Source organism: Citrobacter freundii complex sp. CFNIH2, from assembly GCF_002880615.1.
Taxonomy (GTDB): domain Bacteria; phylum Pseudomonadota; class Gammaproteobacteria; order Enterobacterales; family Enterobacteriaceae; genus Citrobacter_A; species Citrobacter_A amalonaticus_F.
In genome coordinates this window covers 3,490,940-3,512,115 of sequence record NZ_CP025757.1, presented here as the reverse complement: position 1 = coordinate 3,512,115, position 21,176 = coordinate 3,490,940, and the positions used below count along the sequence as shown (strand labels likewise).

22 protein-coding genes are annotated in these 21,176 nt (G+C 53.8%); 15 read left to right on the top strand and 7 right to left on the bottom strand.

Annotated elements, in window-relative coordinates; genetic code table 11:
• Positions 1 to 7: 7 nt before the first annotated feature.
• The gene (locus tag WM46_RS17125) at positions 8 to 1,969 is read left to right on the top strand and encodes a glycoside hydrolase family 127 protein (RefSeq protein ID WP_410374613.1); all 1,962 of its coding nucleotides are present in this window, start codon (positions 8 to 10) and stop codon (positions 1,967 to 1,969) included.
• 78 nt (positions 1,970 to 2,047) lie between these two features.
• Here WM46_RS17125 and aaeR read toward each other — a convergent pair whose 3' ends face one another.
• Entirely contained in the window at positions 2,048 to 2,977 is a 930-nt protein-coding gene (gene aaeR / locus WM46_RS17120; RefSeq protein ID WP_061076150.1) for an HTH-type transcriptional activator AaeR, read from the bottom strand.
• 182 nt (positions 2,978 to 3,159) lie between these two features.
• On the opposite strand from aaeR, the gene aaeX reads away from it, so the two are divergent.
• From aaeX to WM46_RS17095, 5 genes are all read left to right on the top strand, one after another.
• The gene (gene aaeX / locus WM46_RS17115; protein WP_000051841.1) at positions 3,160 to 3,363 is read left to right on the top strand and encodes a p-hydroxybenzoic acid efflux pump operon protein AaeX; all 204 of its coding nucleotides are present in this window, start codon (positions 3,160 to 3,162) and stop codon (positions 3,361 to 3,363) included.
• 7 nt (positions 3,364 to 3,370) lie between these two features.
• Positions 3,371 to 4,303: a p-hydroxybenzoic acid efflux pump subunit AaeA gene (aaeA, locus tag WM46_RS17110; RefSeq protein WP_102602889.1), complete on the top strand. Its 933-nt coding sequence runs from the start codon at positions 3,371 to 3,373 to the stop codon at positions 4,301 to 4,303.
• Between the two features lie 5 nt (positions 4,304 to 4,308).
• Entirely contained in the window at positions 4,309 to 6,276 is a 1,968-nt protein-coding gene (aaeB, locus tag WM46_RS17105) for a p-hydroxybenzoic acid efflux pump subunit AaeB (RefSeq protein ID WP_061076152.1), read from the top strand.
• 90 nt (positions 6,277 to 6,366) lie between these two features.
• Entirely contained in the window at positions 6,367 to 7,815 is a 1,449-nt protein-coding gene (locus WM46_RS17100; protein ID WP_102602888.1) for an NAD-dependent succinate-semialdehyde dehydrogenase, read from the top strand.
• A gap of 29 nt (positions 7,816 to 7,844) precedes the next feature.
• Entirely contained in the window at positions 7,845 to 8,117 is a 273-nt protein-coding gene (locus tag WM46_RS17095) for a barstar family protein (RefSeq protein WP_042324989.1), read from the top strand.
• A gap of 57 nt (positions 8,118 to 8,174) precedes the next feature.
• Here WM46_RS17095 and yhcN read toward each other — a convergent pair whose 3' ends face one another.
• Positions 8,175 to 8,438 carry a peroxide/acid stress response protein YhcN gene (gene yhcN / locus WM46_RS17090; RefSeq protein ID WP_042324990.1) on the bottom strand — a complete coding sequence of 88 codons (264 nt, stop codon included), beginning with the start codon at positions 8,436 to 8,438 and terminating at the stop codon, positions 8,175 to 8,177.
• A gap of 367 nt (positions 8,439 to 8,805) precedes the next feature.
• On the bottom strand, positions 8,806 to 9,276 hold the full coding sequence (argR, locus tag WM46_RS17085) for a transcriptional regulator ArgR (RefSeq protein WP_042324992.1): 471 nt from the start codon (positions 9,274 to 9,276) through the stop codon (positions 8,806 to 8,808).
• 414 nt (positions 9,277 to 9,690) lie between these two features.
• Between argR and mdh the strand changes: the two genes are divergently transcribed.
• On the top strand, positions 9,691 to 10,629 hold the full coding sequence (gene mdh / locus WM46_RS17080; protein WP_042998326.1) for a malate dehydrogenase: 939 nt from the start codon (positions 9,691 to 9,693) through the stop codon (positions 10,627 to 10,629).
• A 72-nt stretch (positions 10,630 to 10,701) separates the two neighbouring features.
• Here the strand turns inward: mdh and degS are convergent, their stop codons facing one another.
• From degS to zapG, 3 genes are all read right to left on the bottom strand, one after another.
• Positions 10,702 to 11,769 (bottom strand): outer membrane-stress sensor serine endopeptidase DegS, encoded by a 1,068-nt coding sequence (gene degS / locus WM46_RS17075; protein WP_061076154.1) that lies wholly within the window; start codon positions 11,767 to 11,769, stop codon positions 10,702 to 10,704.
• 90 nt (positions 11,770 to 11,859) lie between these two features.
• Positions 11,860 to 13,227, bottom strand: a complete 1,368-nt coding sequence (degQ, locus tag WM46_RS17070) for a serine endoprotease DegQ (RefSeq protein WP_102602887.1) — start codon at positions 13,225 to 13,227, stop codon at positions 11,860 to 11,862.
• A 168-nt stretch (positions 13,228 to 13,395) separates the two neighbouring features.
• Complete coding sequence (zapG, locus tag WM46_RS17065; RefSeq protein ID WP_043001761.1) at positions 13,396 to 13,794, bottom strand: Z-ring associated protein ZapG; 399 nt, start codon at positions 13,792 to 13,794, stop codon at positions 13,396 to 13,398.
• Between the two features lie 192 nt (positions 13,795 to 13,986).
• On the opposite strand from zapG, the gene zapE reads away from it, so the two are divergent.
• The 3 genes from zapE (at position 13,987) to rpsI (ending at position 16,182) form a co-directional block, all read left to right on the top strand.
• The gene (gene zapE / locus WM46_RS17060; protein ID WP_102602886.1) at positions 13,987 to 15,114 is read left to right on the top strand and encodes a cell division protein ZapE; all 1,128 of its coding nucleotides are present in this window, start codon (positions 13,987 to 13,989) and stop codon (positions 15,112 to 15,114) included.
• Positions 15,115 to 15,345: 231 nt separating this feature from the next.
• Positions 15,346 to 15,774, top strand: coding sequence for a 50S ribosomal protein L13 (gene rplM / locus WM46_RS17050; protein ID WP_042325003.1), 429 nt, complete (start codon positions 15,346 to 15,348; stop codon positions 15,772 to 15,774).
• Between the two features lie 15 nt (positions 15,775 to 15,789).
• A complete protein-coding gene (gene rpsI, locus WM46_RS17045; protein ID WP_000829818.1) occupies positions 15,790 to 16,182 on the top strand; it encodes a 30S ribosomal protein S9 in 393 nt (130 codons plus the stop codon).
• Here rpsI and WM46_RS17040 read toward each other — a convergent pair.
• Complete coding sequence (locus tag WM46_RS17040; protein WP_099433685.1) at positions 16,179 to 16,373, bottom strand: hypothetical protein; 195 nt, start codon at positions 16,371 to 16,373, stop codon at positions 16,179 to 16,181. The genes rpsI and WM46_RS17040 overlap by 4 nt on opposite strands.
• 113 nt (positions 16,374 to 16,486) lie before the next feature.
• On the opposite strand from WM46_RS17040, the gene sspA reads away from it, so the two are divergent.
• The 5 genes from sspA (at position 16,487) to WM46_RS17010 (ending at position 21,166) form a co-directional block, all read left to right on the top strand.
• Positions 16,487 to 17,125, top strand: a complete 639-nt coding sequence (gene sspA, locus WM46_RS17030) for a stringent starvation protein SspA (protein WP_042998321.1) — start codon at positions 16,487 to 16,489, stop codon at positions 17,123 to 17,125.
• Positions 17,126 to 17,130: 5 nt separating this feature from the next.
• Positions 17,131 to 17,631 (top strand): ClpXP protease specificity-enhancing factor, encoded by a 501-nt coding sequence (gene sspB, locus WM46_RS17025; RefSeq protein WP_042998320.1) that lies wholly within the window; start codon positions 17,131 to 17,133, stop codon positions 17,629 to 17,631.
• A 110-nt stretch (positions 17,632 to 17,741) separates the two neighbouring features.
• The gene (nanR, locus tag WM46_RS17020; protein WP_081093659.1) at positions 17,742 to 18,533 is read left to right on the top strand and encodes a transcriptional regulator NanR; all 792 of its coding nucleotides are present in this window, start codon (positions 17,742 to 17,744) and stop codon (positions 18,531 to 18,533) included.
• Between the two features lie 133 nt (positions 18,534 to 18,666).
• On the top strand, positions 18,667 to 19,560 hold the full coding sequence (gene nanA / locus WM46_RS17015; RefSeq protein WP_102602885.1) for an N-acetylneuraminate lyase: 894 nt from the start codon (positions 18,667 to 18,669) through the stop codon (positions 19,558 to 19,560).
• Between the two features lie 115 nt (positions 19,561 to 19,675).
• On the top strand, positions 19,676 to 21,166 hold the full coding sequence (locus WM46_RS17010; protein WP_102602884.1) for an MFS transporter: 1,491 nt from the start codon (positions 19,676 to 19,678) through the stop codon (positions 21,164 to 21,166).
• The last annotated feature ends 10 nt before the right edge of the window (positions 21,167 to 21,176 follow it).

The following is a 21,176-nucleotide window of genomic DNA, read 5'->3' as shown; positions in this document are numbered from 1 at the left end:
GCAAAAAATGAAACCTGAAATCATGGAAGTGGATCTCCACCGGCTTAAGGTCAGCGATCCATTTTTCGGCCAGTACCAGCAACTGGTGCGCGATGTGGTCATCCCTTATCAGTGGGATGCGTTGAACGATCGTATTCCGGAAGCGGACCCCAGCCATGCGATTGAAAACTTCCGCATTGCCGCCGGGCGGCAGCAAGGGGAGTTTTACGGCATGGTGTTCCAGGACAGCGACGTGGCGAAATGGCTGGAGGCGGTGGCGTGGTCACTGTGCCAGAAGCCAGATGCAGAACTTGAGAAAACCGCCGATGAGGTGATCGAGCTGATTGCCGCCGCCCAGTGTGAAGACGGTTATCTGAATACGTATTTCACCGCCAAAGCGCCGGACAAACGCTGGAGCAATCTGGCCGAATGCCACGAGCTTTACTGCGCCGGACACATGATTGAAGCGGGCGTCGCCTTCTTTCAGGCCACCGGCAAGCGTAGCCTGCTGAACGTGGTGTGCCGCTTTGCTGACTATATCGACAGCGTGTTCGGTAAAGAAGAGCACAAGCTGCACGGATATCCCGGCCATCCGGAGGTGGAACTGGCGCTGATGCGGCTGTATGAAGTGACACAGGAATCGCGCTATCTGAATCTGTCGCGCTATTTTGTTGAAGCGCGCGGTACGCAGCCGCACTATTACGACATTGAGTTTGAAAAACGCGGCGGCACGTCGCACTGGCTGATTTACGGCGCGGGCTGGATGACGCACGATAAAGACTACAGCCAGGCGCATTTACCGTTAACGGAGCAACAGACGGCCATCGGTCACGCGGTGCGTTTTGTCTACCTGATGACCGGCGTGGCGCATCTGGCGCGCTTGAGTCAGGACGAAGAGAAGCGCCAGATCTGCCTGCGGCTGTGGAAAAACATGGCGCAACGCCAGCTGTACATCACCGGCGGCATCGGCTCGCAGGGGCGAGGCGAAGCGTTCAGTTGCGATTACGATTTGCCGAACGATACGGTATACGCTGAAAGCTGCGCCTCCATCGGCCTGATGATGTTCGCGCGCCGGATGCTGGAAATGGAAGCCGACAGCCAGTACGCCGATGTGATGGAGCGCGCGCTCTACAACACCGTTCTGGGCGGCATGGCGCTGGACGGCAAGCATTTCTTCTATGTGAATCCGCTGGAAGTGCAGCCAAACGTACTGAAATTCAACCATATTTACGATCACATTAAACCTGTTCGTCAGCGCTGGTTTGGCTGTGCCTGCTGCCCGCCGAACATCGCGCGAACGCTGACCTCTATTGGTCACTATATTTATACGCCGCGCCCGGAAGCGCTTTACATCAACCTGTATATTGGCAACAGCGTAACGGTTCCGGTTAACGGCGGCGAGCTGGGCCTGAAGATTAGCGGTAATTTCCCCTGGCAGGAACGGGTGGAGATAAGTATTGAATCCCCACAGCCGGTGGCGCATACGCTGGCACTGCGACTGCCGGACTGGTGCAATAATCCACAGGTACTGCTCAACGGTTTGCCTGTCGAGGGTGAGGTACGCAAGGGCTATCTGCATCTCCACCGTGACTGGAGGGCGGGCGACATCCTCACGTTAACGCTGCCGATGCCGGTACGCCGTGTTTACGGCAACCCGCAGGTGCGCCACGTGGCGGGAAAAGTTGCGCTACAGCGTGGGCCGTTGGTGTACTGTCTGGAAGAGGCCGACAACGGCGCGTTGCTGCATAATCTGAGCTTGCCGAAAGAGAGCGCGTTTACCCTTATCGAAGGGAAAGGCGTTTTCGCCCACAAGGTATTGCTCCAGGCGCAAGGATCGCGAAAATGCCCGACGCAGCCGGGTGAACAGTCGCTGTGGCACTATGACACCGCCCCTGGCGCGTGTCAGGCTCAAACACTGACATTTATCCCATGGTTTAGCTGGGCCAACCGTGGCGAAGGGGAGATGCGGATTTGGGTGGATGAGGCGTAGTCAGACGGCTGGCGTGTTGCTGGCGGATAACGGGGCTTTTTGGCCGTTATCCGCTATTGTCTTGCCTCAAGAAGATGCCTATTTCTCTTTTCCCCGACCGTACATACCCTGAAAAATCTGCGACACGTCGACGAAATAGTCGGTCAGATAGTTGATCACTACCTGTACCTTCAGCGGCAGTTTGTCTTTTTCGGTATATAGCGCATAGACCGGGCGCGGATCGGACTGGTAGCGCGGCAGTAAGATCTCAAGTTCGCCCCGGTTGATCTCGTTGATCACCCACATCAGCGGGACGTAGGCGACCCCCGCACCGGCGGTCAGCCAGCGGTTGAGGGTCATTGGATCGTTGGTCACAAACCGTCCCTGTGGGATCAGTCGCGTGGAGATCCCTTCCGGTGCGATCAGCTCAAACTCATTATCCGGACGCACGCTGTATTCAAGCCAGGAGTGGTTGGTGAGGTCGGCCGGTTTTTCCGGTATCCCGTACTGGGCGAGATAGCTTTTCGCCGCGCATAACACCATCGGCATTGCGCCCAGGCGGCGGGAAAACAGACTGGAATCCTGGAGGGCGCCCACGCGGATAACCACATCCAGACCGTCGGCAATCAGGTCGGGTGCCGGAATGCCGGTGACCAGATTGACCGTCAGGCCAGGGTGCTCTTTGAGCATTTTGGCGGTGATCCCCGCGAGGACATTTTGTGCCATGGTTGAAGAACAACCAATGCGCAGCGTACCAATCGGCGTGTTGTTAAAGGCATAAAGCTGTTCGTGAACATCCTGCACTTCATGCAGCATACGCCGACAGCCCTGATAATAAATTTTTCCGGCTTCGGTAAGCCCAATGCTGCGCGTGCTGCGGTTCAGCAGCTTGACCTGAAGTTCATCTTCCAGTTTTGCCACCGTCTGGCTGATTGACGAAACACTCATTTGTAGCTGTCTGGCGGCGGCGGTGAAGGAACCAAATTCCACCACTTTCGCGAACACCGACATGCGCTTTAATCGTTCCATTATTCACTCTGGCTTAAAAGTGATTTAGATCACATATTATAGATAACAGCATAACAGTTACGGTAATATATTATTATTCAAATAAAGGCTATGTCGCTCTCGCCTGGCTTTCCTTGCCCTTCTCCGCGTCGACATTCGCTGAAAACGGTATCGCCTGCACTCTCTACAATATCAAGGTCAACATGAGTCTGTTTCCCGTTATCGTGGTGTTTGGTCTGTCCTTCCCACCGATATTCTTTGAATTGCTTCTGTCACTGGCGATTTTCTGGCTGGTGCGCCGGGTGCTGGTGCCTACGGGCATCTATGATTTTGTCTGGCATCCGGCTCTGTTTAATACTGCGCTGTATTGCTGTCTCTTTTACTTGATATCGCGCCTGTTCGTTTGAGGTTGAAGTGAAAACGCTAACAAGAAAAATCTCCCGTACGGCCATTACCCTCGTTCTGGTCAGCCTGGCGTTCATCGCTATTTTCCGCGCCTGGGTCTATTACACCGAATCACCGTGGACGCGTGATGCCCGCTTCAGCGCAGACGTGGTTGCCATCGCGCCGGACGTTGCCGGACTCATCACTACCGTTAAGGTGCATGATAATCAACTGGTGAAGAAAGATCAGGTGCTGTTCACCATCGATCAACCACGCTACCAAAAAGCGCTGGAAGAGGCCGAAGCCGACGTAGCCTATTATCAGGTGCTGGCGCAAGAGAAACGCCAGGAAGCCGGACGCCGTAACCGTCTTGGCGTCCAGGCCATGTCCCGTGAAGAGATTGATCAGGCCAACAATGTTCTGCAAACCGTATTACATCAGCTTGCCAAAGCGCAGGCGACTCGCGACCTCGCCAGGTTAGATCTCGAACGTACCGTCATTCGCGCGCCTGCGGATGGCTGGGTGACCAACCTGAACGTCTATACCGGTGAGTTTATTACCCGAGGTTCAACCGCCGTGGCGCTGGTGAAACAGAACTCCTTTTATGTGCTGGTCTATATGGAAGAGACCAAGCTGGAGGGCGTCCGCCCGGGTTATCGTGCCGAAATTACCCCGTTGGGTAGCAATAAGGTGTTAAAAGGGAGAGTCGATAGCATCGCGGCAGGGGTCACCAATGCCAGCAGCACACGCGATGACAAAGGCATGGCGACGATCGATTCCAATCTGGAATGGGTACGCCTCGCACAGCGCGTTCCGGTGCGTATCCAGCTTGACGATCAACAGGAAAACCTGTGGCCAGCCGGTACCACCGCGACTGTCGTGATCACCGGTAAGCAGGATCGTGACGAAAACAATGACTCGTTCTTCCGTAAAATGGCGCACCGTCTGCGCGAATTTGGTTAATCGCGATGGGCATTTTTTCCATCGCCAACCAGCACATTCGCTTTGCGGTCAAACTGGCCTGCGCGATTGTCCTTGCGCTGTTTGTCGGTTTTCACTTTCAGCTTGAAACACCACGCTGGGCGGTGCTGACGGCGGCGATTGTTGCAGCGGGTCCGGCCTTTGCCGCCGGCGGCGAACCGTATTCTGGCGCGATTCGTTATCGCGGAATGTTGCGCATTGTCGGCACCTTTATGGGTTGTATTGCGGCGCTGGTGATCATCATTGCGATGATCCGCGCACCGCTGCTAATGATTCTGGTGTGCTGTATCTGGGCGGGGTTTTGTACCTGGCTCTCTTCACTGGTGCGCATTGAGAACTCCTATGCGTGGGGATTATCGGGCTACACCGCGCTGATTATTGTCATCACTATTCAAACCGAACCGCTGCTAACGCCGCAATTTGCCGTAGAACGCTGTAGCGAGATTGTTATCGGGATTGTCTGCGCCATCATTGCGGATCTGCTCTTTTCTCCGCGATCGATCAAGCAAGAGGTCGATCGTGAGCTGGATAGCCTGCTGGTGGCGCAGTACCAACTGATGCAGTTGTGCATTAAACATGGCGATAGTGAAGAAGTGGACAAGGCCTGGGGCGATCTGGTGCGCCGGGCCACGGCGCTGGAAGGAATGCGCAGCAACCTGAACATGGAATCCTCCCGCTGGGCGCGGGCGAATCGCCGCCTGAAAGCGATCAATACCCTGTCGCTGACCATGATTACGCAATCCTGCGAAACCTATCTGATCCAGAACACGCGTCCTGAGCTGATCACCGATACCTTCCGCGAGTTTTTCGCCATGCCGGTTGAAACCGCGCAGGATGTGCATAAACAGCTTAAGCGCCTGCGCCGGGTGATTGCCTGGACCGGCGAGCGTGAAACGCCCGTCACGCTGTATACCTGGGCTGGGGCGGCAACGCGTTATCTGCTGCTAAAGCGCGGCGTGATCAGCAATACCAAAATCAGCGCTACGGAAGAGGAGGTGTTGCAGGGAGAACCGGTGGTGAAAGTCGAGTCCGCGGAACGTCACCATGCCATGGTGAACTTCTGGCGCACCACGCTCTCTTGTGTGCTGGGAACGCTGTTCTGGCTGTGGACCGGCTGGACTTCTGGTAACGGCGCGATGGTGATGATTGCGGTAGTGACTTCGCTGGCGATGCGTCTGCCGAACCCACGCATGGTCGCTATCGACTTTATCTACGGTACGCTTGCCGCGCTGCCGCTGGGGGCGCTCTATTTTCTGGTGATCCTCCCCAATACCCAGCAGAGCATGCTGTTGCTCTGTCTGAGCCTCGCAGTGCTGGGGTTCTTTCTGGGGATCGAAGTACAGAAGCGGCGACTGGGGTCGATGGGCGCGCTGGCCAGTACCATTAACATTATCGTGCTGGATAACCCGATGACCTTCCACTTCAGTCAGTTCCTGGACAGTGCGTTAGGGCAGATTGTGGGCTGTGTGCTGGCCTTTCTGGTCATTGTGATTGTGCGCGATAATTCTCGCGATCGTACGGGTCGTGTGCTGCTCAACCAGTTTGTTTCTGCGGCGGTGTCAGCGATGACCACTAACGTGGTCCGGCGCAAAGAGAACCATCTTCCCGCGCTTTATCAGCAGCTATTTCTGTTGATGAATAAATTCCCGGGGGATTTGCCGAAGTTCCGCCTGGCGCTGACGATGATCATTGCGCATCAGCGTCTGCGAGATGCGCCGATTCCGGTCAACGACGATCTTTCCGCGTTCCACCAGCAGTTGCGTCGTACGGCGGATCATGTCATTTCAGCCGTGAATGACGACAAGCGCCGACGCTATTTTGGTCAGCTACTGGATGAGCTGGACGTGTACCAGGAAAAACTGCGAGTCTGGGAAGCGCCGCCGCAGGTCACCGAACCGGTGAAACGACTGACCGGCATGTTGCACAAGTACCAGCATGCGCTAACCGACAGCTAACCCTCAGAAACCGATGCCAAAAGCGTCGGTTTTTTTATGGCTATACTTATTCGATGTGCGCAACGCAGGACATCAGAAGGAGAAAACATCATGCAAACGCTTCAGGACAACGAACTTTTTCAGACGGGATATTTGGTTGATGGACGGTGGAAAACGCTTGATAGCACCTTTGACGTGCTTAATCCGGCGACCGGCGAAACGATCGCGAAGGTGGCGAAATCAGGAAAACAGCAGACCGAAGAGGCTATTGCGGCGGCCAGTAAGGCATTTCCTGCCTGGCGGGCAAAAACGGCAAAAGAGCGCTCGGCAATTTTGTACCGCTGGTATGAATTGATTATCGAAAACAAAAGCTGGCTGGGACGGCTGATGACCACCGAACAGGGGAAACCGCTGAAAGAAGCCGAGGGTGAGGTCGAGTACGCAGCCAGTTTTATCCAATGGTTTGCCGAACAGGCGAAGCGTGCCAACGGTGAAATCATCCCGCCGATCAAACCCGGCTCCCGCATCCTGGCGACCCGTGAACCGATTGGTGTCGTGGCGGCAATCACGCCGTGGAATTTCCCGATGGCGATGTTGACCCGTAAGCTCGGTCCGGCGCTGGCGGCGGGCTGTACCGGGGTGATAAAACCGGCCAATAACACGCCGCTGAGTGCCTTTGCGCTGCTTACGCTGGCGAAGAAAGCGGGGGTACCTGATGGCGTACTCAACGCCGTAGCGGGCAATACGCCGGAAATCAGCGATGCCATCATGGCAAGCCATGCGGTGCGCAAAATTTCGTTCACCGGTTCAACGGCTGTCGGTAAAACGCTGGTACGTAACGCAGCGGAAACCATGAAAAAAGTGTCGATGGAACTCGGTGGCAATGCTCCCTATATCGTGTTCGACGATGCGGACATCGATGCGGCGGTAAAAGGCGCTATCGCTAATAAGTTCCGTAATGCCGGCCAGGTTTGTGTCAGCGTGAACCGCTTTTATATTCAGGAGAGTGTCTACGACGAATTCACCCGCAAACTGGCCGATGCGGTTCAGGCATTGCAGGTGGGGAATGGTCTGGATGACGGCGTCGTCGTCGGGCCGCTGATCGAACCGTCTGCGGTCGATAAAGTGCGTGAGCACGTTGAAGATGCTGTCGCGAAAGGAGCCAAAGTGCTGGCGGGCGGGAAAGCGCACGCGCTCGGCGGCAACTTCTGGCAACCTACGGTATTGGGTGAGTGTCGTGACGACATGAAACTGGCGAGCGAAGAGACGTTTGGTCCGGTTGCCGCTTGCTTCCGCTTTACCGGCGAAGAAGAGGTGATTGAGCGCGCGAACAACACGCCGTTTGGCCTGGCCGCTTACTTCTATACGCAAAACCTACAACGGGTGTTCCGTGTCTCTCAGGCTATTGAGAGCGGCATGATCGGGATAAACGAATGTGCGGTTTCCACCGAACTGGGACCGTTTGGCGGGGTGAAAGAGTCCGGGCTGGGGCGTGAAGGATCGGTGCTGGGGTTAGACGAATTTCTGGAAGTGAAAACCCTGCATATTGGCGGGCTGTAGTCAGACCGATATCGGGAAGGTGGCGATAGATGAATATCTATACATTTGATTTTGATGAAATTGAGGATCAGGACGACTTTTACCGCGAGTTTGCGCGGATGTTTGGCCTGGCCAAAGAGAAAGTGAGCGATCTCGACTCTCTGTGGGACATCATCATGAGTGAAGCGCTGCCGTTACCGCTGGAGATCGAGTTTGTACATCTACCCGAGAAGTCACGCCGACGTTATGGCGCATTGATTTTGTTGTTTGATGAAGCGGAAGAAGAACTGGAAGGTCAGTTGCGTTTTAATGTGCGTCATTGAGAAATAAAAAAGCCCCCGACAGTCGGGGGCAAGGTCGTCGGACTAGACGACGAGGGTTTATTTGTACAATTCGGCAGTGGCATGCCAGGTGTCACCGCTACGGGCTTCGGTGATCTGATACGCTGATGCGCCTTTTTCCTGGGCTTTTTTGTTCAGCATTTCATGCATGTCCATTGGGCTAGAGCCGATTGCACTTACGGAGACAGAGCCAATCGCTTCGCGATTTTGTGCTTGTTCTGCGCTGATAGAATCTGCGGCGAATGCGCCGAAAGAAAGAACAGAGAGAACGCTTAACGCAGCAACAGTTGTTTTGATTTTCATGATAAGTACCTCGTCGAATTTATTATTGGGGGTCTTCGTTTCGTGACCCTCATCACAAAATCAAGTATACACTAATCACGTGATAAATTAATACCACGCTAATTGTTTCATCGATACGTAAGTAATGAAAATTTCTTTTTTTATGCTTATCTGGAATTAAAAAGTAATGGTTTTTGTTTATATCTAATAAAATCATGTAGATATGAAGTTTTGCGATTTGTGCGGTTTTGAGTTTGCATATTCACTGCGTGAATGATTTTGGGCAGATAAGCGCACTATTTGCTAAATAACAGGCAGATAAATTAACGGGAAGTGGGCGTTAATGCAGGGTTTTACCCCGCCGCCTCAGGCGACGGGGGAGAGAGGGTCAGAGCTCTTGTTCGAACAGCTCCAGAATGGCTTCGTAGAGATCTTTTACCGTAAAGCCATTCGCCGGGGTGGTAAAAATGGTGTCATCCCCGGCGATAGTGCCCAGAATGCCTTCCGCTTTACCCAGCGAGTCCAGCAGACGGGCGATCAACTGCGCCGCGCCAGGACTTGTGTGGATCACCACCACTGCATCGTTAAAATCGATATCAAGCACCAGGTTTTTCAGTGGGCTGGAGGTGGTGGGTACGCCCAGTTCCGCCGGGAGGCAGTACACCATCTCCATTTTCGCATTGCGGGTACGCACCGCACCAAACTTTGTCAGCATGCGTGATACTTTGGACTGGTTGATGTTATCAAAGCCCTGATCCTGCAAGGCGAGGACAATTTCACCCTGAGAGCTGAATTTTTCTTCTTTAAGTAGCGCTTTAAACGCTTTAACTAATTCTTCTTGCTTAGCTGAGCTTCGCATAAGTCACCCGTAGTATGAGAGTGGAAACAACATTATTATGCATACAGATGAATTTTTATGCAAATGGTCTGCCCAAATGAAGGCTGAAATAATGTTATGAAAGAGCGGAATTTTATCAAATATTGTTATCAAGAAACATGCCTGTGTCACGCCTCGCAAATAAGCTTAAAAGTAAATTAATTGTTATCAAATTGATGTTGTTTTGGGCTGGCAGTAGGGTATATTGTCACCACCTGTTGGAAAGTTGCTCTACTGCACAGACATCTTCGGATTACGTCAATTAAATGCATAAAAGCTAAATTCGCGTGACAACACAGAATTGAATACGGGTGATTGTATTCATCGAATTTGTGGTTTAACGTCGCCGCCGCGGAGCAACAAACACTAGTTTATCAATATAATAAGGAGTTTAGGATGAAAGTCGCAGTCCTCGGCGCTGCCGGCGGTATCGGCCAGGCGCTTGCACTACTGTTAAAAACCCAACTGCCTTCAGGTTCAGAACTCTCCCTGTACGACATCGCTCCAGTGACTCCCGGTGTGGCTGTAGATCTTAGCCATATCCCAACTGCTGTGAAAATCAAAGGCTTCTCCGGTGAAGATGCGACCCCGGCACTGCACGGTGCTGACGTGGTGCTGATCTCCGCGGGTGTGGCGCGTAAACCGGGCATGGATCGTTCCGACCTGTTTAACGTCAATGCGGGCATCGTGAAGAACCTGGTACAGCAGATCGCGACGACCTGTCCGAAAGCCTGCATCGGTATCATCACCAATCCGGTGAACACCACTGTCGCTATTGCAGCAGAAGTACTGAAAAAAGCAGGCGTTTACGACAAAAATAAACTGTTTGGCGTGACCACGCTGGACATCATCCGCTCCAACACCTTTGTGGCGGAACTGAAAGGTAAACTGCCGACTGAAGTTGAAGTTCCGGTTATCGGCGGACACTCTGGCGTGACCATTCTGCCACTGCTGTCGCAGATCCCGGGCGTGAGCTTCACTGACCAGGAAGTCGCTGACCTGACCAAGCGTATTCAGAACGCAGGTACCGAAGTGGTTGAAGCGAAGGCAGGTGGCGGATCGGCAACCCTGTCTATGGGCCAGGCGGCCGCTCGTTTCGGTCTTTCTCTGGTTCGCGCGCTGCAGGGCGAAAAAGGCGTTGTTGAATGTGCCTACGTTGAAGGCGATGGCCAGTATGCACGTTTCTTCTCGCAGCCGCTGCTGCTGGGTAAAAATGGCGTAGAAGAGCGCCAGTCTATCGGCAAACTGAGCGCATTCGAGCAGAACGCGCTGGAAGGCATGCTGGATACCCTGAAGAAAGATATTCAACTGGGTGAAGAGTTCGTTAACAAGTAATCGAACCGCGAAGCCATAAAAAAACCGGAGCGAATATATGTCTCCGGTTTTTTATTGCCTGATTGCCGGTAACTAATTGGTTGCCGGGTATTCCTGAATAGTGACCTGTAGCGTCAGCTTCTTATCATCACGCATGACAATCACCGGAATGACCGAACCTGGGCGAATCTCTGCTACCTGGTCCATGGTTTCCAGTGCGGAGACCGCAGGTCTGCTGTTCACGGAGATAATCAGGTCGTTAACCTGAATACCGGCCTGCGCCGCCGGGCCATCCGGCGCCACTTCGTTCACGACGATCCCCTGGATTTGGTCCATACCGCCGCCCTGCGTGTGCAGTGGGGCAATTTCACGACCGCCAATCCCAATGTAGCCACGGATAACACGGCCATCGCGGATCAGCTTATCCATAATTTTGGTTGCCAGCTGGAACGGAATGGCAAAGCCGATCCCTTCCGGCGTTTCGCCGTCGTTGCTTTTATCAAACGACAGGGTGTTGATGCCCATGAGCTCGCCCAGCGAGTTCACCAGCGCCCCACCGGAGTTACCGTGGTTGATCGAGGCATCCGTTTGCAGGAAGTTCTGCCGTCCGGTCGGGTTCAGACCAATACGCCCCGTGGCGCTGATAATGCCCTGGGTGATGGTTTGTCCGAGGTTATAAGGGTTACCGATCGCCAGTACTACGTCGCCGATATGCGGTGAACGCCCGGCGTTGATCGGAATCGTCGGCAGACCGCTGGTGGCATTGATTTTCAGTACCGCCAGATCGGTTAGCGTATCGGAGCCAACCAGCAGCGCTTCAAACACACGCCCATCCTGCAAAGCGACGATGATCTGATCGGCATCGTTGATCACATGCTTGTTGGTAATGATGTAGCCGCGCTGATCCATAATCACGCCTGAACCCAGGGTGCGAATTTCCAGTTGATTATGCGCGGTGCTGTTCATACTGCGGTTATAGACGTTGACCACAGCGGGAGCCGCGCGACGTACCGCAGAGTTATAGCTGGCGGGCGTCTCGTCGGCACTGTCATATTGCGGCGCAGAAAGGGTGTTGATTTTGCGTAGCGAAGGCATGGCGGCCAGAAGAATGGCGCCAACAATCAAACCAATTGCGACCGAACGTAAGAGCTTCACTAACATGATGGAGGCGTCATTAATAAAGGGAACGGCAGCAGCATATCACGAGTTAACCGGACATCACACGCGAGGCTGATGCCCGGTCGTCTGGATTTAACGCAGGAGCAGATAAATGCTCTCGTTACCGCGGACGATCTGTAGCGCAATAATGGACGGTTTGGCCTCCAGCACTTTGCGCATCTCGGCGATAGAATTCACGCGGTCACGGTTGACCCCGATGATCACATCATCCTTCTGCAAACCAGCCTGTGCGGCGGGACTGCTCTTTTCAACGCTGTCAATTTTGATGCCTTTATTACCGTCTTTGAGCTGACCATCGCTCAGCGTCGCGCCCTGTAATGCCGGGGCAATCATCTCCGCGCTGGCAGACGACGAGGTGCTGGTATCCAGTGTCACTTCCACTTCCAGCGGTTTGCCGTTACGCAACAGGCCCAGCTTCACTTTAGTGCCGGGTTCTGTGGTGGCAATCCGGGAACGCAGCTCAGCAAAACTGTTGAGCGGTTTGCTGTTGAGACTGGTAATCACATCGCCGGACTTAATGCCCGCTTTGGCTGAACCGGAGTTCGGCAGTACTTCGCTGACAAAGGCGCCGCGCTGCACGTCTATCTTGAAGGCTTTGGCGATGTCGGCGGTCATTTCGGTCCCTTTAATCCCCAACAGACCCCGCTTGATTTCACCAAACTGAATCAGCTGCTGCGCCAGGATGCGGGCCATATTGCTGGGGATGGCAAAACCGATCCCGACGCTGCCGCCGCCAGGCGCAAGAATAGCGGTGTTAATACCGATCAGCTCGCCGTTCAGGTTAAGCAGCGCGCCACCGGAGTTCCCGCGGTTGATTGAAGCATCGGTTTGAATAAAGTTTTCCAGACCTTCCAGGTTCAACCCACTGCGTCCCAGCGCTGAGACGATACCGGAGGTGGCGGTTTGCCCCAGACCAAACGGGTTACCGACCGCCACGGCAAAATCGCCCACGCGCAGTTTATCCGAGTCGGCAATGGCGATTTGCGTCAGCTTGCTGGCGTTTTGAATTTGCAGCAGGGCGATGTCGCTTTGATCGTCGCTGCCAATCAGTTTGGCCTCGAATTCACGCCCGTCATTCAACTGAACGCTGATCTTCTGCGCCTGATTAATCACATGATTGTTGGTCAGGACATAGCCTTTTGCGGCATCGATAATGACCCCGGAACCCAGTCCTTCAAACGGCTGCGCCTGCTGATCGGGCAGATCATCGCCAAAGAATTTTTTAAACTCTTCCGGGACTTTCTGCGTTTGAGTCGCGGTGCCTTCAACCTTCACGCTAACGACGGCAGGCAGCACTTTTTCGAGCATCGGGGCAAGACTGGGAAGCGCGGGCTGGCCGGGAACCTGGCCTGGAATCGACGCAATGGCCTGAAACGGCGCCGAGAGAGTTAACCCGACACTTAACGCTAATGCACTCAACAGCTGGGTTTGTATTTTCATTGATCCTGCTCTCGTACCTTGAGTAAAGGGAAAGACGATTCAAAACAGTTTGATGTTATTGAATTTTCAATCTGCTAACAATGCGGATAATGATTAAATGATAGTCGGGACGGGAGAGAAGCGGTGGGCGCAATCGCTGCGCCCAGGAAAAATATTATCGCTGTGCGGTCAGTCGCGTTTTGCCCCACTACGCAGCAGGCCGGATGCGCCTTCGGAGTAGTCACGCGGCATTTGTACCGGAGCCTGGTCGTTGCCGGCTTCAGACTCGGCCAGACGGTTACGGAACGGGTTAGATTCCGCAGACAGTTCCGGCAGCAGACTGCTGGAACTTTTCGCCATGTGCTGATACAGCTGACGGTAATCGTGGGCCATGGTGTCCAGCAACTCGGCGCTGCGGGCAAAATGGCTGACCAGCTCTTCGCGGTACTCTTCCAGCTCAGCTTTATTCTTTTCCAGTTCGTACTGCAACGCCTGTTGCTGGCGTAATTTCCGGTTACCAAAACGCATGGCTACAGCACCGACGATGATGCCGACGACTAACCCAATTAGCGCATATTCCCAGGTCATGAACATCTCCCGTTGTCTTTTGTTTCCGTAGGGTGTTGGCTTTAGGCTCCATGCCTGCGCCTGATACTGCCACTATAACCGCTAATCCCACAGAAGTGGAATCCCGTCTTTATATCGCGTAGTGTAGAACGGCCTTTTTTTCGTCAACCGTGAACGACGGCACACCGATTTTCAAGGAATAACAATAACATCATGCAGAGCTCTACCCCCACATCGCGTTATCTGAAAGCCATTAACGAAGGCACTCACCAGCCCGACGACGTGCAGAGAGAAGCGGTCAATCGTCTGGAGAACATTTACCAGGCGTTAACGGCGAACACATCTGCGGTTCCCGAAGCAAAAGGGTTTATGGCCCGCGTGGGTAAACTGCTGGGGAAAAAAGAAGAGATACACCGCGCGCCGGTGCGAGGCTTATATATGTGGGGGGGCGTAGGGCGCGGAAAAACCTGGCTGATGGATCTGTTCTACCATAGCCTGCCAGGCGTTCGTAAGCAGCGTCTGCACTTCCATCGCTTCATGCTGCGCGTCCATGAGGAGTTAACCGCGCTGCAGGGACAAACCGATCCGCTCGAAATCCTGGCCGACCGCTTTAAGGCCGAAACGGATGTGCTGTGTTTTGATGAGTTTTTTGTTTCTGATATTACCGACGCCATGCTGCTCGGCGGCCTGATGAAGGCGCTGTTTGCGCGCGGTATTACGCTGGTGGCAACCTCGAATATTCCGCCAGATGAGCTGTACCGTAACGGGTTACAGCGCACGCGTTTTCTTCCCGCCATCGATGCGATTAAGCAGCATTGCGACATCATGAACGTAGACGCAGGCGTGGATTATCGTTTGCGGACATTGACCCAGGCGCATTTGTGGCTCTCACCGCTGAATAATGAAACGCAGCAGCAGATGGACAACCTCTGGCTGGCGCTGGCGGGCGCCAGACGTGAACAGCAAGGACCGGTTCTGGAGATTAATCATCGCCCATTGCCGACGCTGGGCATGGAAAATCAGACGCTGGCGGTATCATTTCACACCCTGTGCGTCGATGCCCGTAGCCAACATGACTACATTGCGCTGTCACGCCTCTACCATACGGTGATGCTGTTTGACGTGCCAATAATGACGCCGTTAATGGAAAGCGAAGCGCGTCGGTTTATCGCGCTGGTGGATGAATTTTACGAGCGCCACGTCAAGCTGGTGGTGAGCGCCGCCGTGCCTTTATATGAGGTGTATCAGGGCGAACGACTGAAGTTCGAATTCCAGCGCTGCCTGTCGCGTTTACAGGAGATGCAGAGTGAAGAGTATCTGAAGCGAGAGCACATGCCCTGACGGCTGGCAATAAACTGTTGAGCAAATCACATTTAGGGGTCGATCTTTGACCCCGACTTCTCTATAATCTTGCGACCCCACGTTACAAGAAAGTTTTTTTCCCAAAACTTTTTGTGTGCTGGCATTGGCTATTCGAAGGGGTAGGTTTGCCGGACTTTGTCGTGTGAACCTCAACTGACATAACGTTTGGGTGTTCACCAACGTGTAACTTATTTATTGGGTAAGCTTTTAATGAAAACTTTTACAGCTAAACCAGAAACCGTAAAACGCGACTGGTACGTTGTTGACGCGACCGGTAAAACTCTGGGCCGTCTGGCTACTGAACTGGCTCGTCGCCTGCGCGGTAAGCATAAAGCGGAATACACTCCGCACGTAGATACCGGTGATTACATCATCGTTCTGAACGCTGACAAAGTTGCTGTAACCGGCAACAAGCGTACTGACAAAGTGTACTATCACCACACCGGCCACATCGGTGGTATCAAAGAAGCGACCTTTGAAGAGATGATTGCTCGCCGTCCTGAGCGTGTGATTGAAATCGCGGTTAAAGGCATGCTGCCAAAAGGCCCGCTGGGTCGTGCTATGTTCCGTAAACTGAAAGTTTACGCTGGCAACGAGCACAACCACGCGGCACAGCAACCGCAAGTTCTTGACATCTAATCGGGATTATAGGCAATGGCTGAAAATCAATACTACGGCACTGGTCGCCGCAAAAGTTCCGCAGCTCGCGTTTTCATCAAACCGGGCAACGGCAAAATCGTTATCAACCAACGTTCTCTGGAACAGTACTTCGGTCGTGAAACTGCCCGCATGGTAGTTCGTCAGCCGCTGGAACTGGTCGACATGGTTGAGAAACTGGATCTGTACATCACTGTTAAAGGTGGTGGTATCTCTGGTCAGGCTGGTGCGATCCGTCACGGTATCACCCGCGCTCTGATGGAGTACGACGAGTCCCTGCGTTCCGAACTGCGTAAAGCTGGCTTCGTAACTCGTGATGCTCGTCAGGTTGAACGTAAGAAAGTCGGCCTGCGTAAAGCACGTCGTCGTCCGCAGTTCTCCAAACGTTAATTGTTTTCTGCCTTTGGCAGATTACGGTTGGCGAAAAAACCCGCTTCGGCGGGTTTTTTTATGGATAAATCTGGCGTAATCCTCTGACAAAACCCTCTTTTTCCCCATTTCCAGAATCGACTCACCACAAAGGTCACAAAATCTGGTAAACTATCATCCAATTTTCTGCCCAAATATCGGGTATTGCTCATTTTTTGTTTGCTTTTTGAACGATGATGACTTTTCCGACGTGGGTGACATCACTTCTGACTGGCCATGCGATGGCTGGTAGCAGTAAAAATTCTGAATATACCTGGAGGTTTTCATGGCTGTCGCTGCCAACAAACGTTCGGTAATGACGCTGTTTTCTGGTCCTACTGACATCTATAGCCATCAGGTCCGCATTGTGCTGGCTGAGAAAGGTGTAAGTTTCGAGATCGAGCACGTGGAAAAGGACAATCCACCTCAGGATCTGATTGACCTCAACCCGAATCAGAGCGTCCCGACACTGGTAGATCGTGAGCTGACCCTGTGGGAATCTCGCATCATTATGGAATACCTGGATGAGCGTTTCCCGCATCCGCCATTAATGCCGGTTTACCCGGTGGCACGTGGTGAAAGCCGCCTGTACATGCACCGTATCGAAAAAGACTGGTATACGCTGATGAACGTCATCGTTAACGGGTCTGCTTCAGAAGCTGACGTTGCCCGCAAACAACTGCGTGAAGAACTGCAGGCGATTGCGCCGGTATTCGGTCAGAAACCGTATTTCCTGAGCGATGAATTCAGCCTGGTGGATTGCTACCTGGCGCCGCTGTTGTGGCGTCTGCCGCAGCTGGGTATTGAGTTCAGCGGTGCGGGCGCGAAAGAGCTGAAAGGTTACATGACCCGCGTCTTTGAGCGTGATTCTTTCCTGGCGTCCTTAACCGAAGCTGAACGCGAAATGCGTCTTGGCCGGGGTTAATACTGATGGATTTGTCACAGCTAACACCACGTCGTCCGTATCTGCTGCGTGCTTTCTATGAGTGGTTGCTGGACAACCAGCTCACGCCGCACCTGGTGGTGGATGTGACGTTGCCGGGTGTGCATGTTCCGATGGAATATGCCCGCGACGGACAGATTGTCCTGAACATTGCACCGCGCGCGGTGGGGAATCTGGAACTGGCTAACGACGAAGTGCGTTTTAACGCGCGTTTCGGCGGCGTTCCGCGTCAGGTTTCTGTGCCGTTAGCGGCAGTGCTGGCTATTTATGCGCGTGAAAACGGTGCCGGAACGATGTTTGAACCGGAAGCGGCTTATGATGAAGATGTTGCCAGTCTCAATGATGATGATGCGACATCTGGCGCAGAGAGCGAAACCGTTATGTCAGTCATTGATGGTGATAAACCGGATCATGACGATGACAACAATCCGGATGACGATCCGCCGCCGCCGCGTGGTGGGCGACCGGCATTACGTGTTGTTAAATAGATGAAAACAGGCCCACTGGGCCTGTTTTTGATCGCGCCGGCCGTGGTTTCCCCCTCCTTCCGATCCTGTGTTACGATGAGCCTGCTGTTGTTTGTCACCGTGACTCGCAAATAGGTCTTATGAACGCATTCGATTCTCAAGCAGAAGATTCTCCAGCCACTATTGGGCGTAGCCTTCGCCGTCGTCCGCTGGCGCGTAAAAAGCTGTCGGAAATGGTCGAGGAAGAGTTAGAGCAGATGATCCGTCGCCGTGAGTTCGGTGAGGGGGAACAGTTGCCGTCCGAACGGGAACTGATGGCCTTTTTTAACGTCGGTCGTCCCTCTGTGCGTGAGGCGCTGGCAGCGCTGAAGCGTAAAGGTCTGGTGCAAATCAACAATGGCGAACGCGCCCGCGTTTCGCGCCCTTCGGCGGACACCATCATTGGTGAACTGTCCGGGATGGCAAAAGATTTCCTCGCACATCCTGGCGGTATTGCCCACTTTGAGCAGTTGCGCCTGTTCTTTGAGTCCAGCCTCGTGCGTTATGCCGCGGAGAATGCGACAGAAGAGCAGATCGATCTACTGGCAAAAGCGCTTGAGATCAACAGTCAGTCGCTGGATGACAATGCGCTGTTCATTCGTTCAGATGTCGATTTTCATCGCGTGCTGGCGGAGATTCCCGGCAATCCGATCTTTATGGCGATCCACGTTGCGCTGCTTGACTGGCTGATCGCCGCTCGCCCGACCGTGCCGGATCGTGAACTTTACGAACATAATAATGTGAGTTATCAGCAGCATATCGCCATCGTGGACGCGATTCGCCGACGCGATCCGGATGAAGCCGATCGCGCATTGCAATCTCATCTCAACAGCGTTTCCGCCACCTGGCACGCCCTCGGTAAAAATTCAAAAATGCGTAAGTGATCGCGATCCTGACGATCGTTTAGTGAAGCAGATCGCACTATAAGCGTTCTGCATTATATTGCTGCTTCGTTGTTCTGGTATAACAGGTATAAAGGTATGCAGTTAGATAACACTAATCATGACAGAGGTCGTTATGGCAAAAGATTTACGAGGCGTAATGCCAGCGTTGTTAACCCCTTTCGATAACCAACAAAAGCTGGATATTGAGAGCCTGCGCCGGCTGGTGCGTTTCAACATTGCGCAGGGTATCGACGGGTTGTACGTAGGCGGTTCCACCGGCGAAGCCTTTGTGCAGAGCTGCGCGGAAAGGGAGCAGGGGCTGGAAGTGGTTGCGGAAGAGGCGAAGAGCAAAGTCACGCTGATCGCGCACGTTGGGACGGTCAGCACCCATGAGAGCCAGCAGCTCGCCCGTGCAGCGCATCGTTACGGCTTTGACGCTGTCTCCGCAGTGACGCCGTTCTACTATCCGTTCAGTTTTGAAGAGCACTGCGATCATTACCGGGCCATCATTGATTCGGCGGATGGCCTGCCGATGGTGGTCTATAACATTCCGGCGTTAAGCGGCGTGAAGTTAACCCTGGATCAGATCAACACGCTGGTGACGTTGCCAGGCGTTGGCGCACTGAAACAAACGTCAGGCGATCTGTTTCAGATGGAGCAGATCCGTCGCGCGCATCCGGATCTGGTGCTTTACAACGGTTATGACGAAATTTTCGCTTCTGGCCTGCTGGCCGGAGCGGACGGCGGTATCGGCAGTACTTACAACATCATGGGCTGGCGATATCTGGGAATTGTGAAAGCGCTCAAAGAAGGGGACATCCGGACTGCGCAAAAGCTGCAAACAGAGTGCAATAAGGTTATCGATCTCCTCATTAAGACCGGCGTGTTCCGCGGGCTGAAAACGGTTCTGCACTATATGGACGTGGTGTCTGTCCCGCTGTGTCGTAAGCCGTTTGCCCCCGTGGATGAAAAATATCTGCCGGCACTGAAGGCGTTGGCGCAGCAGTTAATGGCAGAGAAGGCGTAACCACGTAACGTAGTGCCGGGGGGCGCTGCGCTTACCCGGCCGACAAAAAGAATCGTGTGCCGGATAAGGCAAAGTCGTCATCCGGCACAACAACAAAAATCGTCGGGAGAGTAAAATGAGTACTTCTACCCAAAGCATCCCGTGGTATCGCCATCTCAACCGCGCGCAATGGCGGGCATTCTCCGCTGCATGGTTGGGATATTTACTGGATGGTTTTGATTTTGTGTTGATTGCCCTTGTGCTGACGGAAGTGCAGGGAGAATTCGGGCTGACGACGGTTCAGGCGGCGAGCCTGATTTCGGCAGCCTTTATTTCCCGCTGGTTTGGCGGGTTAATGCTGGGCGCAATGGGTGACCGCTATGGACGCCGTCTGGCGATGGTCACCAGTATTATTCTGTTCTCAATGGGGACGCTGGCCTGTGGTTTCGCGCCGGGTTACACCACCATGTTTATCGCCCGACTGGTGATTGGCATGGGAATGGCGGGAGAATACGGTTCCAGTGCGACCTATGTTATTGAAAGCTGGCCGAAACATCTGCGTAATAAGGCCAGTGGTTTTCTGATCTCGGGTTTCTCCGTTGGCGCCGTGATTGCGGCTCAGGTCTACAGTCTGGTGGTGCCGGTCTGGGGCTGGCGCGCGCTGTTCTTCATTGGCATTCTGCCGATTATTTTTGCCCTCTGGCTGCGGAAAAACATACCGGAAGCAGAGGACTGGAAAGAGAAGCATGAAGGCAAAGCGCCAGTACGCACGATGGTTGATATTCTCTATCGGGGTGAGCATCGCGTCGTCAACATTCTGATGACGATCGCGGCGGCGACCGCACTGTGGTTCTGTTTTGCCGGTGATCTTCAAAATGCGGCGATTGTCGCGGTACTGGGTTTGCTGTGCGCGGTGATCTTTATCAGCTTCATGGTGCAAAGCAGCGGCAAGCGCTGGCCGACGGGCGTGATGCTCATGATTGTCGTCCTGTTTGCTTTCCTCTACTCGTGGCCGATTCAGGCGCTGTTGCCGACGTATCTGAAAACGGAACTGGCGTACGATCCTTCCACCGTGGCGCGCGTACTCTTCTTCAGCGGCTTTGGCGCCGCGGTCGGTTGCTGCGTGGGCGGTTTTCTCGGCGACTGGCTGGGGACCCGCAAAGCTTATGTGTGCAGCCTGCTGGCCTCGCAGGTGTTGATCATTCCGGTGTTTGCGATAGGTGGGACAAACGTCTGGGTCCTCGGTTTCCTGCTGTTTTTCCAGCAGATGCTGGGCCAGGGAATCTCAGGAATCTTACCGAAACTGATCGGCGGCTATTTCGATACCGACCAGCGTGCGGCGGGTTTGGGCTTCACCTATAACGTCGGGGCGCTCGGCGGGGCGCTGGCACCGATTCTGGGGGCGCTGATTGCCCAACGCCTGGATCTGGGCACCGCGCTAGGATCGCTCTCTTTTAGCCTGACCTTTGTGGTGATTCTGCTGATTGGTCTGGATATGCCATCCCGCGTCCAGCGCTGGTTGCGACCGGAGGCGCTACGTACCCATGACGCTATCGACGGTAAACCGTTCAGCGGCGCCATCCCGTTCGGCGGTGATAAAAGCCCCTTAGTCAAAAGCAAAAGTTAATCCACTTGCC

Bases quoted from the DNA above. Each gene is read 5' to 3' on its own strand.
- zapE (WP_102602886.1), top strand. From the start codon at position 13,987: ATGCAGAGCTCTACCCCCACATCGCGTTATCTGAAAGCCATTAACGAA.
- aaeB (WP_061076152.1), top strand. From the start codon at position 4,309: ATGGGCATTTTTTCCATCGCCAACCAGCACATTCGCTTTGCGGTCAAA.
- aaeR (WP_061076150.1), bottom strand. From the start codon at position 2,977: ATGGAACGATTAAAGCGCATGTCGGTGTTCGCGAAAGTGGTGGAATTT.
- degQ (WP_102602887.1), bottom strand. From the start codon at position 13,227: ATGAAAATACAAACCCAGCTGTTGAGTGCATTAGCGTTAAGTGTCGGG.
- yhcN (WP_042324990.1), bottom strand. From the start codon at position 8,438: ATGAAAATCAAAACAACTGTTGCTGCGTTAAGCGTTCTCTCTGTTCTT.
- WM46_RS17125 (WP_410374613.1), top strand. From the start codon at position 8: ATGAAACCTGAAATCATGGAAGTGGATCTCCACCGGCTTAAGGTCAGC.
- mdh (WP_042998326.1), top strand. From the start codon at position 9,691: ATGAAAGTCGCAGTCCTCGGCGCTGCCGGCGGTATCGGCCAGGCGCTT.
- rpsI (WP_000829818.1), top strand. From the start codon at position 15,790: ATGGCTGAAAATCAATACTACGGCACTGGTCGCCGCAAAAGTTCCGCA.
- nanA (WP_102602885.1), top strand. From the start codon at position 18,667: ATGGCAAAAGATTTACGAGGCGTAATGCCAGCGTTGTTAACCCCTTTC.
- degS (WP_061076154.1), bottom strand. From the start codon at position 11,769: ATGTTAGTGAAGCTCTTACGTTCGGTCGCAATTGGTTTGATTGTTGGC.
- WM46_RS17100 (WP_102602888.1), top strand. From the start codon at position 6,367: ATGCAAACGCTTCAGGACAACGAACTTTTTCAGACGGGATATTTGGTT.
- zapG (WP_043001761.1), bottom strand. From the start codon at position 13,794: ATGACCTGGGAATATGCGCTAATTGGGTTAGTCGTCGGCATCATCGTC.
- argR (WP_042324992.1), bottom strand. From the start codon at position 9,276: ATGCGAAGCTCAGCTAAGCAAGAAGAATTAGTTAAAGCGTTTAAAGCG.
- WM46_RS17010 (WP_102602884.1), top strand. From the start codon at position 19,676: ATGAGTACTTCTACCCAAAGCATCCCGTGGTATCGCCATCTCAACCGC.
- sspA (WP_042998321.1), top strand. From the start codon at position 16,487: ATGGCTGTCGCTGCCAACAAACGTTCGGTAATGACGCTGTTTTCTGGT.
- WM46_RS17095 (WP_042324989.1), top strand. From the start codon at position 7,845: ATGAATATCTATACATTTGATTTTGATGAAATTGAGGATCAGGACGAC.
- aaeX (WP_000051841.1), top strand. From the start codon at position 3,160: ATGAGTCTGTTTCCCGTTATCGTGGTGTTTGGTCTGTCCTTCCCACCG.
- rplM (WP_042325003.1), top strand. From the start codon at position 15,346: ATGAAAACTTTTACAGCTAAACCAGAAACCGTAAAACGCGACTGGTAC.
- WM46_RS17040 (WP_099433685.1), bottom strand. From the start codon at position 16,373: ATGAGCAATACCCGATATTTGGGCAGAAAATTGGATGATAGTTTACCA.
- sspB (WP_042998320.1), top strand. From the start codon at position 17,131: ATGGATTTGTCACAGCTAACACCACGTCGTCCGTATCTGCTGCGTGCT.